We start from the raw sequence: 16,178 nt of genomic DNA, 5'->3' as shown, positions 1-16,178 counted from the left end.
TAATTTTATTTCTAAACGCATGTTTTTAAATTAATTGATTTAATTTTAGTTCGGTATAAATAATACTGTTATTTATGGAAGAACTAACTCATGTCAAATCAATTATCGGAATCATTCTGGGTTTGAGTTTAACACATCTCATAAAAGGATCCGTAATTTTTATTCAGCATCCGGGACGGAAGAAATTTTACTTTGTACATGCCTTATGGGTGTTTTATGTATTCTTGATGCTGATTCATTTTTGGTGGTGGGAGTTTAATCTGAAATTAATTCACGAATGGTATTTTGTAGATTATTTCTTCATCATCTGCTATATTTTAATTTACTATCTTCTTTGTGCAATTCTTTATCCTGATGATTTGGTTGATTACACAGGTTACGAAGATTATTTTTATTCGAGGAAGAAGTGGTTTTTTTCGATTCTGGCGATAAGTTTTGGAGCCGATATAATCGATACCGCAATTAAAGGAGGAGATTATTTTTTATACAATCAAACCGAATATTTTGTTCGGGTTATAAGTCATATTATTTTATGTTTCGCGGCAATAAAAGTCGATAATAAAAGGTTTCATAGTATTCTAGTAGTACTTTTTATTGCTTACGAACTCTCTTATATTTTGAGATTGTTTAATGTTGAATAACGAACGTTGATGAGCTTCAATAATTAAAGAAATTACGATTTTGATTATTGCTCAAAAACAACTTTTTTGGTTGTTTTGGCCATTTTTACAATGTCATAAGGTCTAGATAATCTCGAACTAAGATCACCGTTTTTTAGTTTTTCGACCTTTACAATTATAGTGTTACGATTCTCAGACATTTCGACAACATCTATAGAATGTCCGCCACCTTTTTGGGTTTTGTCAATAATTGCAATAATTTGATATTTATTGAAATCAATATTAATTTCTTTCAAATCTTGGGTTAAGTTATTAGCAGCATCCATTTCATTGATTAGACTATTCCAAGTTTTAGCATCTTTAATAACTAAATGTCTTTGAGCGACGCTTTTGTCATTCGGAAAAGAATCTCCTTTACCCACCAATGAATATTGCACATCAGACTGCGGCAAATCGTCATTTTCGCAGCTTGTGAGAGCAAATAGAATCATTAAAATAAGTAAAATCTGTTTCATGGTTTTGGCTTTGGCAATAGAGTTTTGCTGTAAAGCTCTATTTATTAAACAGATGATTTTTTTCTAAAATGGTTGCGTTAAAGATGGTTTCTTTTTAAACCTATCACCTTATTTAATATAAATAACGTGAATTTTTGTGAAAGATTGTGTGTTTATCTAAGAATATTAAAATTAGTACAGCATCTCAATCAAAGTTTAAAATTTGAGTATGATCTACAATATATCTTTGCCATTTTCATCCATAAGCATTTGTTCTCTAATATAAGCTTGAAAAGGCTTATTAGTATAATAAAGTTCTCCACTTTCATGCCAAAATTCAACAACATTTCCGTCATTTTTATCAAAGTCAAAACCAGAGAAATCACCAGAATAATTATCTCCAAAGAACCAAACATTAGATTTCAATTCGTAATAATTATTAAGCCCTAAATCTTCTAAATCAAACAAAGATGATGCGATATTAAATTGACATTCTCTAAAACTACCCGAACCAATTTCTTGTAAATAGATCAGGTAATCTTGTGGTAGTTTTGGATATTTTAAAAGAAGATTTTTAATTTGATCTTTGTTTAAGATTTCTCTCTCATTTTGCTTATCGTTATTGTTTTCAACTTTTTTTAAGAATTCTTTTTCTAAAGTATAATTTGCCATCATATCAATTTTAAATAAATCAGTTTTAAGATTAATGCATATCTAAGGCTAATATTTAAATTAATTCTTTTAAAAATTCAAAGTTAGTGTTATTTTTCTTACTTATAATTACTCGGTAGTTTTTCTTAGAATGAAAGTATTTATGTAATTCGGCTGTAAATTATTGCTGTTTCTATTGTTTTTTCTCCGAAATTTGCAAACAATCTTTTAAATACAAACTCAAATGGAATTCGGTAAAATCATCATTTCAGAAACTGCGGCAAACAGTGAAAATCCTCAAGACGTTGTTAATTCGAATATCTCGGTAATCAATTTAATGCGTGAAGAAAAAATAGACGATGATTTGATTCACGAAGATGCATTGATGAGCTATTATTTAGACTTTTATGCTTCAAAATACGCCGAAGGAAATTTTTCTAAATTCGTGCACGATTCAGGCTGGAATAAAGAATTGAACGAATTGATAGAAGAAGGTTTGGCATTAATTGGCGCCGAAAAACATTTGGAATTATTTAAAGAACAATGCCGAAAACTGCGTTTACAAAGCAATATCAAACTGGGTAAATTCTTGCAGGCAAAATTCGATGTCGCAAGTCCGTTTCGTGATTTATTAAACAATAATGCTTATTTTGAGTTGGATGAAAATCTAGTCGAATTAAATGCTGCATTTTTAAAATCGCATCCTGATACAGAAGTACTTTCGGTGGAAGAAATGTTTAAAGTTTTAGAAGAATTTGTAGGGCATGAAATCAAAAGGGATTAAATATTAAAATCCTGTTTAGTTTTTAATATTTTACGGTTTTAGCATTTTGGTTTTGAAATTTTAATTTTCTTATCATCAATTGTAAGAAAATTATATATTTGAAGTGCCCGAAATTTTCTAAATAATTAACCTATGAAAAAAACTATTCTTCCGATTGTAGTTTTGATGTTTTTGCTTTCCTGCGGAAAAAGCGAAAAAAGTTCTAAAGAAGCAGAAATTCAGAATCAGGAGTTGCTTTCTCAAAATGAAACGAACAATGATTTAAACCAAAAGCAGTTTAAAAAACTCGTTTTTAAGAATCTGGATGATATCAAAGATTCAGAAGAATTAAATCTTAATCTGCTTTCTAAAGTCGCTTCTAACTTAAAAATCAAATATTCTAATATTAAAATAGACCAAACAAGTTCTATTAACTACGACGATAAAACTGCATTTTTTGTTCTTACGACTGTTGAACATAAAAAGAATAAGAAATCTGATGAGTTTGAAGATTTAGGAAATTATTTGCAGCGTAAATATTTATTCGTAAATAGAGAAGACGGAAGTATAATCGCAGAAGAATTTGATGATAATTTAGGTTATTATGATAATGAAGCAATTCGGTTTTCGAAATCACATATCTTAAAAGATTTGGTTTATTTAAATGAAAGTACGCCGGCAATTGCCTTTTATACAGAAGCCAGTGCAAGCAGCAGAATCGTACTATATTCTGAACAGAAATTTACATTGGTGACTTTAGCCGACAAAGAAATTAAAAAAGTGTTGTACGAATATCCAATTCGAATGACAAATGGAGATTCTAATGGAGGAGGAACTTATCAAATCGAAACTTTAGAAACAGGAATGAGTTTTGGAGATCATAAAACGAATGGTTTTTATGACTTAATTGTGACCAAAAATTTTTCATATGAAGAAGCTGTAGAAGCTGATTCAGAAAAAGCTTTGCCAGAAGAAATAAATCTGAAAACCAAAAAAGAATCTGAAAAATTAAAGTTTAACGGCAGGGAATATGCTTTTCATAGAGACGAAAGACATCGCTTTCTGGAGTAAAATTTAGAGATTTGAAATAATAACAAGAGCACTTTTATAGTGCTTTTGGTGTTTATAGGCGATTTCAGTTTTCCTTATAAACTTTGTCCTATTGTTAACAAACATTTCCTTAAATTTGCTTCCGTTATAAAAAATACAATAGTTATAAAAATCAAGCTATGTTACAAATTGCATTTATTAGAGAAAATCAAGAGAAAGTAATCAAAGCTTTAGCAAAACGAAATATCGATGCTAAAAGCGTTGTTGAAGAGGTGGTTCAATTAGACGAAAATCGTCGTGCTGCGCAGGTGGAATTAGACAATACTTTATCAGAATCTAATAAATTGTCCAAAGATATTGGTGAATTGATGAAAGCTGGTGAGAAAGCTAAAGCGGCAATCTTAAAGGAAAAAACGGTTTCACTAAAAGAAAAAAGTAAAGAACTGAGCGAAAAAGCAGAAGCTTTGGCTGTTGAGTTAACCAATAAATTATACACATTACCAAATCTACCAGCAGATATCGTTCCTGAAGGAAAAACGCCAGACGACAATTTGAATGTTTTTCAAGAAGGAGATATTCCTGTTTTGCACGAAGGCGCACAGCCGCACTGGGAATTGGTAAAGAAATACGATATTATCGATTTTGAATTGGGTGTAAAAATTACTGGAGCAGGATTTCCTGTTTATAAAGGTAAAGGAGCTCGTTTACAGCGTGCTTTAATCAACTACTTTTTAGATAAAAATACAGCTGCAGGATACAATGAAGTTCAGGTGCCGCATTTGGTAAACGAAGCTTCTGGTTACGGAACTGGACAATTACCAGATAAAGAAGGGCAGATGTATCATTCTACTATTGATGATTTATATTTGATTCCAACCGCTGAGGTTCCGGTTACGAATTTATTTCGAGATGTTCTTTTGACAGAAACAGAATTACCGGTTTTATATACAGCTTACACACCATGTTTCCGTCGTGAAGCAGGTTCTTACGGAGCTCACGTTCGCGGATTAAATCGTTTACACCAATTTGATAAAGTAGAAATCGTTCGTGTTGAACACCCTGAAAAGTCTTATGAAGCCCTTGACGGAATGGTAGAACATGTAAAAGATATTTTAAAAGAATTAAAATTGCCTTACAGAGTTTTACGTCTTTGCGGAGGCGATATGGGCTTTACATCTGCTTTAACGTATGATTTTGAAGTGTTTTCTACAGCACAAGACCGCTGGTTAGAAATTAGTTCTGTCTCTAACTTTGAAACTTTCCAGGCAAATCGTTTGAAACTACGTTTTAAAGACAAAGATGGAAAGAATCAACTGGCACATACACTTAACGGAAGTTCATTGGCGCTTCCTAGAGTTTTGGCCGGAATTATTGAAAATTACCAAACTCCAGAAGGAATCGTAATCCCAGAAGTTTTGCGCCCTTACTGCGGATTTGATATTATAAACTAGTTTTTTAGTTTTCAGTCGCAGTTTTCAGTCACAGTTAGATATTGTTACTGAAAACTGCGACTGTAACTGAAAACTAAAAACTACTACTTATGAAGAACGGAATATTAAACTGGAACGTAGATCCCGTTATTTTCTGGATTACAGATAGTTTCCCATTAAAATATTACGGAGCTCTCTTTGCCACCGGACTTCTTTTAGGTTTCTACATTGTTAGAAATATTTATAAGAAAGAAAATCTTTCGCTAGATAACCTAGATACTTTATTGATTTACGTAATTGTCGGAACCGTTTTAGGAGCAAGATTAGGACATTGCTTTTTTTATGAACCAGAGTATTTCTTCAAACATCCGATAGAAATTCTTTTACCGATTCAGAAAATAAAAGGAGTTTATCAATTTGTGGGTTACCAAGGTTTGGCAAGCCACGGAGGATCAATTGGAGTTATAACGGCAATGATTTTGTACTGCCGAAAATATAAAGTTCAGTTTTTAGGGCTTTTAGATAAAATGGCGGTTGCTGTTCCTGTAACGGGGACTTTTATCAGAATGGGAAATTTTATGAATTCTGAAATCTACGGAAAACCTACCAATGGAAATTGGGGAGTTGTCTTTCAAAGAGATGATTTAATTCCGAGACATCCAACGCAATTGTACGAAGTATTTGCTTATTTATTGATCTTCGGGATTCTATTTTACATGTACAAATCAGAAAAAATTAGAAATGCACAGGGATTAATCTTTGGAACTTTCTTAACTTTATTATTCTCAGCTAGATTCATAATTGAATTTTTCAAAGAAAATCAAGAAGCTTTTGAGAATAGTATGCTTATTAATATGGGACAGATTTTAAGTATTCCATTTATATTAATTGGTTTAGCTCTGATTTTTTGGAAAACTCGAAAAGTCACAGTTGACAATGGCAGTTTACAATTTAATGAGACTGAAAACTAAAAAAGTCACAGTTTACAGTCGCAGTTTACAGTTTACTAGACTGAAAACTTAAAAAAGTCACAGTTGACAGTTACAGTTTACAGTGTCCTAGACTGAAAACTGCGACTGAAAACTAATACAGGCTGAAAATTAAAAAAACATGAAAAACATCTTCATTTATATTGTTTTACTATGGTCTACTTTTTCATTCGCACAAAATGAACAATTAGCCCAATATTATTACGACAAAGGTGATTTCGATAAAGCCAAAATTAGTTACGAAGAGCTTTTAAAAAGTTCTCCTTCCAATACCCAGTATTTTTTAAGATTGGTCGATTGTTACCAGCAATTACAGCAGTTTGCCAATGCCGAAAAAGCAATTCAAGAGCGTTACAATCGCTACAAACAAGGTGTTTTTTTAGTTGAATTAGGCTATAATTTTCAATTGCAGAAAAACGATTCGAAAGCCAAAAATTATTACGAACAGGCAATTGAAAAAATAAAAGTAAATCCAAATGATGTTTACGGAGTTGCCAATTCATTCGAGAAAAAAGTATTGTTAGAATATGCTTTAAAAGCCTATCAAACGGCAATGCAGGTACAGCCGAACTTCAATTTCAATTTTCAAATTGGAATGTTATACGGTCAGTTAGGAAAAACTGATCAAATGATCGATCTTTTGCTGACAGAATCTTTTACAAATCCGCAGAATACCAATTTGATCCAGACGCAATTGTCCCGATTTATGAATGGTGAAACGGATAATACGGCTTTTAAAGATGCCATGCGAAAAGCTTTAATCTTGAAAACCCAAAAAGATCAAGACGTTTTCTGGAACCATTACTTAAGCTGGTTTTATGTACAGCAGAAAGAATTCGGAAAAGCATTTATTCAAGAAAAAGCAATTTACAAACGTGAGCCAGAATCATTGATGAGTATTGTCAATTTGAGTCAGTTTGCGATGAATGAAGACGATGATGAAACGGCTGTAGAAATTCTGAATTTCATTCTTCAAAACACCAAAGATTTAGATTTATTGATTCAATCGAATGCTTATTTGATGCAGATTAAGATTGATAACGCTCAGGAAAAAGATTATCCAGCCATCAATCAGGAATTGCAGCAATTGTTGGCAACTTACGAAATCAATCCTTTTAGTTTATCTTTGCAGCTTATTCAGGCACATTTTCTAGCTTTTAATTTAAAAAAACCTGAAGAAGGAAAGGCAGTTGTCAAAAAGGCTTTAGAATTAAATTTAAACGAATATCAAAAAGCCGATGCCAAAATGGAGCTGGCTGATATTCTGCTTTTGGAAGAAAAATACAATCAGGCGCTTATTTACTATTCGCAGATTCAATTGGATTTAAAGAATGATGTAATGGCGCACGAAGCCAGTTTGAAGGCGGCCAAAACGAGTTATTACAAAGGTGATTTTGAATGGGCTAATAAACAATTTAAAGAACTAAAAGCAGCCAATACGCAGTTAATTGCCAACGACGCTTTAGAATATTTTCTTTTAATTAATGATAATACCGCTGCAGATTCAACTCAAGTAGCATTGAAACAATTTGCAAAAGGAGATTTTTTAATTTATCAGAATAAAAAACAAGAAGCGGTAACGCAGTTTCAGAATATCTTGAAAACTTTTAAAGGACAAGAAATAGAAGCCGTAACATTATTGCGTTTAGGAAAAGTTTACGAAAGTCAGAAAGATTTTGCCTCGGCTTTAAGCCAATATCAGCAGATTATTGACAATCACAGCGACGGAATTTACGTTGATGAAGCGCTATTTTTCTCAGCTGAAATTTATAACGACGAACTAAAAGATACAGAAAAGGCCAAGCCTTTATATGAAAAGGTAATTTTTAACCATCAAGACAGTATTTACTTTGTTGATGCCAGAAAAAAGTACCGCGAGTTAAGAGGGGATAAGAATTTATAAATTCCAATATTTTAAATTCCAAATTCCAAACTGAAAAGAATTAATAATGAGATGATTTTAAGTTTAGAGAAAAAACTCAGAATCTTAGCATCTCAGAACCTTAGAAAAAAATGATTATTTACAACGTTACCACAAACATACACGAAAGCGTTCACGACCAATGGCTAAAATGGATGCAGGAAAAACACATACCAGAAATTCTGGCTACTAATAAATTTTCATCGGCTAGAATTGTAAAAGTTTTGGTTGAAGAAGAAATGGGCGGAATTACTTATTCTGTTCAATATGTAACAGACAGTAAAGAAACTTTAGATAAGTTTTATATCGAAGACGAACCAGAATTTCATAGAGAAGCTTTGGGGTTATTTGCAGATAAAATGCTTTCTTTCAGAACAGAATTAGAAGTTATTTCGGAACACTAGGTTTTAGTTTACAGTCACAGTCGCAGTTTTTAGTATTATAATTTAGAAGAAAAAACTAAATATTTGTGTCTTTGTCCCGATAGCTATCGGGATTGTGGCAAAAAAAGCACAAAAATAAAGCTTTGTTTCTTAGTGCCTTTACAGCAAAAAGAATACTTTTGCGCCCTCGCGGCAAACAAGATATAAAATGGAAAAAGTAAAAGCCAAAAAACATTTAGGACAGCACTTTCTTAAAGACGAAAGCGTAGCAAAAGCTATCGCTGACACTTTAAGTCTGAAAGGGTACGATGAGGTTTTAGAAATAGGACCAGGGATGGGTGTGCTTACTAAGTATTTGCTTGAAAAGCCAATTACGACGCATGTTATAGAAATCGATACCGAATCTGTAGCGTATTTGGACGCACATTATCCAAAATTAAAAGACAAAATTATCTCTCAGGATTTCCTGAAGTACAATATAAATGAAGTTTACCAAGACAAACAGTTTGCTATAATTGGAAACTTTCCGTACAATATTTCTTCACAGATTGGTTTTTAGGACTTTAGATCTTAAACATCAGATTCCAGAGTTTTCTGGAATGTTTCAGAAAGAAGTTGCTGAGCGTATCTGCGAAAAGAAAGGCTCAAAAACGTACGGAATATTATCAGTTTTAGCTCAGGCTTTCTATATTACAGAGTATCTGTTTACGGTTGATGAAAACGTTTTTATTCCTCCGCCCAAGGTTAAGTCGGGTGTGATGAGAATGACCCGAAAGGAAGATTACAGTCTTCCTTGCAGCGAAAGGCTATTTTTTACAGTTGTAAAAACCGCTTTTCAGCAGAGACGAAAAACATTACGTAACAGTTTGAAAACATTAAATTTATCAGACAAATTGCGAGAAGACACTATCTTTGATAAACGTCCGGAGCAGCTTAGCGTCGATGAATTTATTGAACTAACTCTAAAAATAGAAACCGATGGAGTTCAAAGTTAGTAGAGAATTTATACATCAGTTAGAAGAACTAATCAATAAGAAAAACGACAACGAACTTGAAGTTTTACTTAATGATATGCACCACGCTGATATTGCCGAAATCTTAGACGAATTAGATTTCGACGAAGCCACTTATATCTTTAAGGTTTTAGATAGTGATAAAACAGCCGAAATTCTTCTGGAATTAGAAGAAGATCTGCGTGAAAATATCTTAAGCCGACTTTCACCAAAAGAAATTGCAGAAGAGCTTGATGAGCTTGAAACCAACGATGCAGCCGATATTATCGCTGAACTTTCGCAAGAAATAAAAGCAGAGGTAATCTCAGAGCTGAATGACGTTGAACACGCCAAAGACATTGTTGATCTTTTGCGTTACGACGAAAACACGGCTGGTGGTTTGATGGGAAAAGAGCTTGTAAAAGTAAATGAAAACTGGAACGTCTTGACCTGCGTTAAAGAAATGAGAATTCAGGCAGAAAATGTCTCTAGAGTTCATTCTATTTATGTAGTGGATGATGAAAACCGACTGAAAGGAAGACTTTCTCTTAAAGATCTGCTGACTTCTTCTACAAAAACTCAGATTGGGGAAGTTTACATCCGAAAATTAAATTTTGTTAATGTTGATACAGAAGACGTTGAGGTCGCTCGTATCATGCAGAAATATGACTTAGAGGCGATTCCGGTTGTGGACGAATTAGGTCGTTTGGTAGGAAGAATTACTATCGACGATATCGTAGACGTAATTAAGGAAGAAGCTGATAAAGATTACCAATTAGCGGCGGGTATTACGCAAGACGTTGAATCGAATGACAGCGTTTACGAATTGACAAAAGCACGTTTACCTTGGCTTTTAATCGGAATGGTGATTGAAATTGTAGCTTCTTTTGTTTTAAAAGGAAACGAAGCAACGTTTCAAAAATATTCTACATTAATCATTTTTGTGCCTTTGCTTTCGGCAACCGCAGGAAATATCGGAGTTCAGGCTTCGGCAATTGTTGTGCAAGGTTTGGCAAACGGAACTTTAAAAGATTTCAGCCGTGCTTACTTTACAAAAGAAATTACCGTTTCTATGATTTCGGGAAGTATAATCTCATTATTGCTGTTAGGCTATCATTCTGTGATGTATCAGCAGTATTTAGTGGGATTTGCAATTTCGATTTCAATGATTGTAGTGATTTTGTTCGCAGCGACTTTAGGAACTTTGGTGCCGCTTTTCTTGAATAAAAATAAAATTGACCCCGCAATTGCGACTGGTCCATTTATCACAACCACAAACGATGTATTCGGAATTATGCTTTACTTCGGCGTGGCCAATTTGATTCTTGGATTTTAGATTTTTGCCACAAATTAGCCGTTTACAGTGATTTAAGATCTCTAAAAACTGCGTAATTTACAGGCGGAAAATATACTGTTAATCAGTTCATCATAAATTCAAACCAAGAAGAATGAAAGTACACATTATTGGAGGAGGAAACCTTGGGGTTTCTATTGCCTTGGGAATCGCTAAATTTTCAAAAAACAACCAAGTTACCGTTACAAGAAGAAACACAGCAAGTATTCAATATTTGACTGAATACGGAATTACAGTTTCTAACGATAACAAACACAATATTCAAGAAGCTGATGTAGTGATTTTAACCATTAAGCCGTATCAAGTCGATACTGTTTTGGCTGAAATTCTGCCAGTTATTCAAAATAAGACAATTGCTTCGGCAGTAAGCGGATTATCGCTTGATGTTTTACAGTCTAAAACAAATAATGAATATCCTGTTGTTCGAATTATGCCAAATATTGCAGCGCAGTTTGGAGAATCGGCAACTTGTATTTCTTTCCCAGAAAAATACGCAGCAAATGCTTCGCCAATAGTTGATTTATTTCAAGATTTAGGAACAGCTCCTGTTATCGACGAAAAATTAATGGATGCAGCAACTGTTTTAGGTGCGTGCGGTACTGCGTATGCATTACGTTATATTCGTGCTTCTATGCAGGCAGGAATCGAAATTGGATTTGATTCTAATACCGCTCTTGCAATTGCCGCTCAAACGGTAAAAGGCGCTGCGAAAATGCTTTTAGAAGAGAAAGTGCATCCAGAACAATTAATCGATCGTGTAACCACGCCTCAAGGCTGTACAATTGTCGGTTTAAATGAAATGGAGCATAATGGTTTCAGTTCTTCTTTGATTAAAGGGATTAAGACTTCTTTGAAGCAAATCAAAGGGTAGGTTTTAAAGAAATTCCAAATATTTTTAAATTCCAAATTCCAATTTTATCATTGGGGTTTGGGATTTTTTTGCTTTAGATATTAATAGTCTTTTTTCGTTGAACAATATTCTATTATTAAGGCGATTTCTTTTTCTTTTACGTATTCTGTGAATTTTGTTCTGTGATAATCTAATCCCAAATTTTCAATTTTTGCACTATCGATTTTATGATTTTTATTGATTATCCATTTCATAAAAACAATCGAATCTACATTACGTAGTGCTGGTCCAGCACTTCTGACATCAAGTTTATGACAAGCAGCACAGTTCGAATTGAATATTTCTTTTCCTTTTTCTTGATTTTCAGATAAGTTTGCAGTGCCACAAAAAGCAGGAATAGGTGTTTGACAATACCAGTTTTCAGATGCTTTATATGTCTTTATTTCATAGAAGATTATTCCAACCAATACAATTATAGAAGAAATTGAAATAAGTAATATTTGTCGAATTCTATTCACTCGCCTACATTTAAAATTGGAATTTGGAATTTAAAATTATTTACTTCTTAATAAGCTGAATATACTTCAAACTGCATTCAGAAATCTTGGTATACGAATTCATCGCATTCCCATAATTTTGAATCGTTAAAGTATCTTTCACATATAAAGCATCAATTCCAACTGGGATTTCTAATTCTTTCGGTGGAATCGAATCATTTTCGTTTTCATTACTAATGTCGCCTTCATATTCATCCCACTGAATTCCTTCTAGAGTTAAATAGTTTTCACCAGAACTACTATGTGAGTAAGTCGCTTTTCCTTTTAAAGTTCGAATACTTGTTTTAAAAACATATTGATAATCATTTTTAATTTTTGAAATGATCAACGATATATTACAATCGCCAGAATCTGTGTAAGTTCCTTCAATTTCATCTTTAGAATTTACTTTTGATACATTTATTTCTTCTTTCAAATTTTTCTCAGAAGAAATCTTTTCTGTTTTCTGATTGCAGGATAGCAGTCCAAAATAGAAAATCAGCAGGAAAAAAAAGCGAATTTTACTCATAACGATTAGATTAGATTGCTGTGTTTTTATTTAAAATATATTTTAAGTAAACAAAACCCAAAAGTCCAGCTAGAAAAGAGGCAATAAGAATCGCTATTTTAGAAAAAACAATTATTTCAGGATTTTTAAAAGCCAAAACAGTTATAAAGATCGACATAGTAAAACCAATACCGCCGAGCATTCCGGCACCTAAAATATGAGCCCATTTTAAGTTTTTGGGCAAAACACATAACCCCGCCGTTACACCAACAGAAGAGAAAAGTAAAATTCCCAGCGGTTTGCCAATTACAAGTCCAAGAATAATCCCGTAAGTATTCGCATGGTTCAATCCTTCATGCCAATTTTCGGTAATTGTGAGCGCAGTATTGGCTACAGCAAATAAAGGCAAAATAAAAAAGGCTACCGGCTTGTGCAGAAAATGCTGTAGTTTGTATGAAGATGTTTTCTCGCTTCCATCTCCAAACGGAATTACAAATGCTAAAATGACGCCCGTTATCGTAGCATGAACTCCAGAATTGAGCATAAAATACCACATTACAATTCCTCCAATGATATACGGAATCAAATTGTGAATTTTCATTCGGTTTAAAACAAAAAGAAAACCCCAGATTGCAAGAGCGATTCCTAGATTTAGAAATGAGATAGAGGTTGTGTAAAAAATGGCAATTACTATAATAGCGCCCAAGTCATCAATAACAGCAAGCGCCGTTAAAAATACTTTTAAGGAAGCAGGAACTTTATTTCCGAGAAGCGATAAAATCCCAATTGCAAAAGCAATATCTGTTGCCATCGGAATTCCAGCTCCATTTTGGGTTGTAGTTCCGTAATTTAAAACGAGGAAAATTGCAGCCGGAACAAGCATTCCGCCAAAAGCAGCCATTATAGGTAACGAAGCATTCTTTATGTTCGATAATTCACCGTGATAAATTTCGCGTTCCAATTCCAATCCGATTAACAGAAAGAAAATCGTCATTAAGCCGTCGTTAATCCAATCTGTTATTGAATGTCCGGCAATTTCTCTTTCCCAAAATTCTGTATAGTGTATTTGAAAAGAAGAATTGGCCAGATAAAGAGATAAAATCGTGACAAAGAGCAAGATAATTCCTCCTGATTTTTCATTTTCAAAAAAAGCTGTAAAGGTTTTGGTTAATTTCATTTCGGAGAATTCTGAAGATTTAGAGATGGATTTATGCAATCCTTGTATTTTCAAAGTTAGAAAAAATCTGACCAATAAAAAAGTTTAGTCGCCAAGTCACAAAAGACTCCAAGTTTATATTCCGTGTTCCAGAAAGAAATCAGTATAAAAAACTTTGCGCCTTTGGACGTTTGCGATATTAAATTAACCGTATTTTTGTTTAGTATAAAATTGGAAAAATAATGAGTGTAAAAATTCTTCATATCGACAGCAATAATCCAATACTTTGGAATCAATTAGAAGATGCAGGTTTCGAAAATCACGCTGATTTTAAATCTTCAAAAGAAGAAATAGAAGCAAAAATACAAGATTATAACGGTATTGTAATTCGCAGTCGTTTTAAGATTGATAAGACATTTTTGGACAGTGCAACAAAGTTGCAATTTATTGCAAGAGTGGGCGCAGGTTTGGAAAGCATTGATTGTGAGTATGCTTCTTCGAAAGGAATTCATCTTATTGCTGCTCCAGAAGGTAATCGCAACGCTGTTGCAGAACATTCGCTGGGCGTTATTTTATCGCTATTTAATAATCTAAACCAAGCCGATGCAGAAGTTAAAGCGGGTCAATGGAATCGAGAAAGCAACCGAGGTCATGAACTAGATTTAAAAACTGTCGGTATTATTGGTTATGGAAATATGGGAAAAGCTTTTGCTAAAAAGCTGAGAGGTTTCGATACTGAGGTTTTATGTTATGATATTTTGGAGAATGTGGGAGACGAAAATGCCAAACAAGTTTCATTAGCAGAATTACAAGAAAAAGCAGATGTTTTAAGTCTTCATCTTCCATGGACACCAGAAACGGATAAAATGGTCAATACAAATTTTATAAACGCATTTAAAAAGCCATTTTGGATTATTAATACTTCTCGCGGTAAAAATATAGTTACGGCCGATTTAGTTGAAGCTATGAAAGCAAAAAAGGTATTAGGAGCAGGATTAGATGTTTTGGAGTATGAGAAACTTTCTTTTGAAACACTTTTTCAAGATAAAAATACTCCAGAGGCGTTTCAATATCTTCTGGAAGCAAAAAATGTTTTATTGACTCCTCATATTGCAGGATGGACTTTTGAAAGCCACGAACGTTTAGCGCAGGTTATTGTCGATAAAATTAAAGCAGTTTATAAAGTTAAATAATTTGGTTGTTAAGATTAAATAACGAGTCTTTTCCTGTAAATTTTACTTTTGTTATTAGTTTTATTTGCTGATTTTTAATAATATTGTTTCAAACTTTAAAGAATGGATCTAAATTAATTCTTTGAATTTGTAAAAAGTTGGAATTAATAATTAATTAAATACTGTAAACAATGGAAACTACAAAACCAGAAAGTTGGAATACCCCGTCACAACCAAGACAAGAGAATAAAAAAGTATTAGCTGGAATTATGGGAATTATTTTTGGATATCTAGGTATTCACAAATTTATTTTGGGATATACTCAAGAAGGTATTATACAAATAGTAATTAGTGTAGTTACGTGTGGTGTTGGTGGAATAATCGGATTTATCGAAGGAATTATTTACTTAACAAAATCAGATGAAGATTTTTACCAAACTTACCAAGTTGGTAAAAAAGGCTGGTTTTAAGCTAAACATACATATTAAAAAATCCCATTCAGAAATGAGTGGGATTTTTTTATGTCAAAAAATGTCTTTTTCTATCATAAAAAAAACTTTTAGGTCCTGTACATAGATTCTTAAGTAGGTAATCTTGCACTTTGTTAAAATGATTAATGGAGTAACTGAAAATCCTTAAGAGTAGGGGAATTATAAAGATTTTATTATGTTAGAAATGTACAAAAAAGTAGTTCTGCAGAATTACGCAAATTTTAAAGGAAGAGCTAGAAGAAAAGAATATTGGATGTTCTTTTTGGTAAATATTATAATTGCTTCTATTCTTGGTTTTGTAACGGGATTAATCTCTGAAAATTTAAAAATTATTGGTAATATTTATAGTTTGGCAGTTTTAGTTCCTGGAATTGCTGTGGCGGTTAGAAGAGTCCAAGATGTTGGTAAAGAATGGTGGAATATTCTTATTCCATTTTATAATATTTATCTACTTTGTCAAGATGGTACTGTAGGACCGAACCAATATGGAGCAGATCCTAAAAACCGATTAGAAGATATTAGAGAGATTGGTAAAGATCTTAACTAGTTTTTTTAAAAATTGTAATTAAAAAAATCCCATTTGCTTCGGTTAATGGGATTTTTATTTATAAATCCCCTGCAAATGTGAGGATCCCATTGTTGATCAAAAAGATTTCTTGTAGTATTTATTATTGTAGAATGTAATTATAGAAGGTCTGTGGGATTTAAAATATATATTAAAAACTCAGCTATGAGAGGTTTTCCTCCTGTCCGCAAAGTTTTTAGCAAAAACTAAAAAATCCCATTTGCTTTTTAAAAACAAATAGGATTTTTTAATT

17 protein-coding genes and 1 pseudogene are annotated in these 16,178 nt (G+C 32.9%); 13 read left to right on the top strand and 5 right to left on the bottom strand.

What is annotated here, in order from left to right:
• Window positions 1–74 precede the first annotated feature (74 nt).
• Window positions 75–641 (top strand): hypothetical protein, encoded by a 567-nt coding sequence (locus tag QE431_RS21250; protein WP_057115342.1) that lies wholly within the window; start codon window positions 75–77, stop codon window positions 639–641.
• A 44-nt stretch (window positions 642–685) separates the two neighbouring features.
• Here QE431_RS21250 and QE431_RS21245 read toward each other — a convergent pair whose 3' ends face one another.
• Both QE431_RS21245 and QE431_RS21240 read right to left on the bottom strand, forming a co-directional pair.
• On the bottom strand, window positions 686–1,135 hold the full coding sequence (locus QE431_RS21245) for a protease complex subunit PrcB family protein (protein ID WP_057115341.1): 450 nt from the start codon (window positions 1,133–1,135) through the stop codon (window positions 686–688).
• A gap of 213 nt (window positions 1,136–1,348) precedes the next feature.
• The gene (locus QE431_RS21240; protein WP_307300053.1) at window positions 1,349–1,786 is read right to left on the bottom strand and encodes an SMI1/KNR4 family protein; all 438 of its coding nucleotides are present in this window, start codon (window positions 1,784–1,786) and stop codon (window positions 1,349–1,351) included.
• A gap of 223 nt (window positions 1,787–2,009) precedes the next feature.
• Between QE431_RS21240 and QE431_RS21235 the strand changes: the two genes are divergently transcribed.
• The 9 genes and pseudogenes from QE431_RS21235 (at window position 2,010) to proC (ending at window position 11,518) form a co-directional block, all read left to right on the top strand.
• Complete coding sequence (locus QE431_RS21235) at window positions 2,010–2,549, top strand: hypothetical protein (RefSeq protein WP_057115339.1); 540 nt, start codon at window positions 2,010–2,012, stop codon at window positions 2,547–2,549.
• 132 nt (window positions 2,550–2,681) lie between these two features.
• A complete protein-coding gene (locus tag QE431_RS21230; RefSeq protein ID WP_307300050.1) occupies window positions 2,682–3,599 on the top strand; it encodes a hypothetical protein in 918 nt (305 codons plus the stop codon).
• Window positions 3,600–3,757: 158 nt separating this feature from the next.
• The gene (gene serS / locus QE431_RS21225; protein ID WP_057115337.1) at window positions 3,758–5,029 is read left to right on the top strand and encodes a serine--tRNA ligase; all 1,272 of its coding nucleotides are present in this window, start codon (window positions 3,758–3,760) and stop codon (window positions 5,027–5,029) included.
• 89 nt (window positions 5,030–5,118) lie between these two features.
• Window positions 5,119–5,979, top strand: a complete 861-nt coding sequence (gene lgt, locus QE431_RS21220; RefSeq protein WP_307300048.1) for a prolipoprotein diacylglyceryl transferase — start codon at window positions 5,119–5,121, stop codon at window positions 5,977–5,979.
• Between the two features lie 139 nt (window positions 5,980–6,118).
• On the top strand, window positions 6,119–7,900 hold the full coding sequence (locus QE431_RS21215) for a tetratricopeptide repeat protein (RefSeq protein ID WP_307300046.1): 1,782 nt from the start codon (window positions 6,119–6,121) through the stop codon (window positions 7,898–7,900).
• Between the two features lie 110 nt (window positions 7,901–8,010).
• Window positions 8,011–8,322: a DUF4286 family protein gene (locus tag QE431_RS21210; RefSeq protein WP_057115334.1), complete on the top strand. Its 312-nt coding sequence runs from the start codon at window positions 8,011–8,013 to the stop codon at window positions 8,320–8,322.
• A 187-nt stretch (window positions 8,323–8,509) separates the two neighbouring features.
• Window positions 8,510–9,296 (top strand): annotated as a pseudogene (gene rsmA, locus QE431_RS21205) (16S rRNA (adenine(1518)-N(6)/adenine(1519)-N(6))-dimethyltransferase RsmA).
• Window positions 9,280–10,629 (top strand): magnesium transporter, encoded by a 1,350-nt coding sequence (gene mgtE / locus QE431_RS21200; protein WP_057115332.1) that lies wholly within the window; start codon window positions 9,280–9,282, stop codon window positions 10,627–10,629. Before rsmA ends, mgtE begins: the two are co-directional and overlap by 17 nt.
• A 112-nt stretch (window positions 10,630–10,741) precedes the next feature.
• Window positions 10,742–11,518, top strand: a complete 777-nt coding sequence (proC, locus tag QE431_RS21195) for a pyrroline-5-carboxylate reductase (RefSeq protein WP_307300041.1) — start codon at window positions 10,742–10,744, stop codon at window positions 11,516–11,518.
• An 80-nt stretch (window positions 11,519–11,598) separates the two neighbouring features.
• On the opposite strand, the gene QE431_RS21190 is transcribed toward proC, so the two are convergent.
• The 3 genes from QE431_RS21190 to nhaA are packed head-to-tail and all read right to left on the bottom strand — an operon-like array spanning window position 11,599 to window position 13,718.
• Entirely contained in the window at window positions 11,599–12,015 is a 417-nt protein-coding gene (locus QE431_RS21190) for a cytochrome c (RefSeq protein ID WP_307300040.1), read from the bottom strand.
• 40 nt (window positions 12,016–12,055) lie between these two features.
• Window positions 12,056–12,562: a hypothetical protein gene (locus tag QE431_RS21185; RefSeq protein WP_307300037.1), complete on the bottom strand. Its 507-nt coding sequence runs from the start codon at window positions 12,560–12,562 to the stop codon at window positions 12,056–12,058.
• A gap of 10 nt (window positions 12,563–12,572) precedes the next feature.
• Window positions 12,573–13,718 carry a Na+/H+ antiporter NhaA gene (gene nhaA, locus QE431_RS21180; RefSeq protein ID WP_057115328.1) on the bottom strand — a complete coding sequence of 382 codons (1,146 nt, stop codon included), beginning with the start codon at window positions 13,716–13,718 and terminating at the stop codon, window positions 12,573–12,575.
• A gap of 221 nt (window positions 13,719–13,939) precedes the next feature.
• Here nhaA and QE431_RS21175 point away from each other — a divergent pair, with 221 nt between their 5' ends.
• The 3 genes from QE431_RS21175 to QE431_RS21165 all read left to right on the top strand — a co-directional run bounded on the left by QE431_RS21175 (window position 13,940) and on the right by QE431_RS21165 (window position 15,907).
• Window positions 13,940–14,890 carry a 2-hydroxyacid dehydrogenase gene (locus QE431_RS21175; protein ID WP_307300033.1) on the top strand — a complete coding sequence of 317 codons (951 nt, stop codon included), beginning with the start codon at window positions 13,940–13,942 and terminating at the stop codon, window positions 14,888–14,890.
• Window positions 14,891–15,060: 170 nt separating this feature from the next.
• Window positions 15,061–15,339, top strand: a complete 279-nt coding sequence (locus QE431_RS21170) for a TM2 domain-containing protein (RefSeq protein WP_281866923.1) — start codon at window positions 15,061–15,063, stop codon at window positions 15,337–15,339.
• A gap of 196 nt (window positions 15,340–15,535) precedes the next feature.
• Entirely contained in the window at window positions 15,536–15,907 is a 372-nt protein-coding gene (locus QE431_RS21165) for a DUF805 domain-containing protein (RefSeq protein WP_307300031.1), read from the top strand.
• Window positions 15,908–16,178: the final 271 nt, after the last annotated feature.

Origin of the sequence: Flavobacterium sp. SORGH_AS_0622 (assembly GCF_030818825.1) — a bacterium.
In the GTDB taxonomy this organism is placed as follows: domain Bacteria; phylum Bacteroidota; class Bacteroidia; order Flavobacteriales; family Flavobacteriaceae; genus Flavobacterium.
Note: the sequence above shows the minus strand (reverse complement) of the source record. Positions and strands in the feature narration are given on the sequence as shown.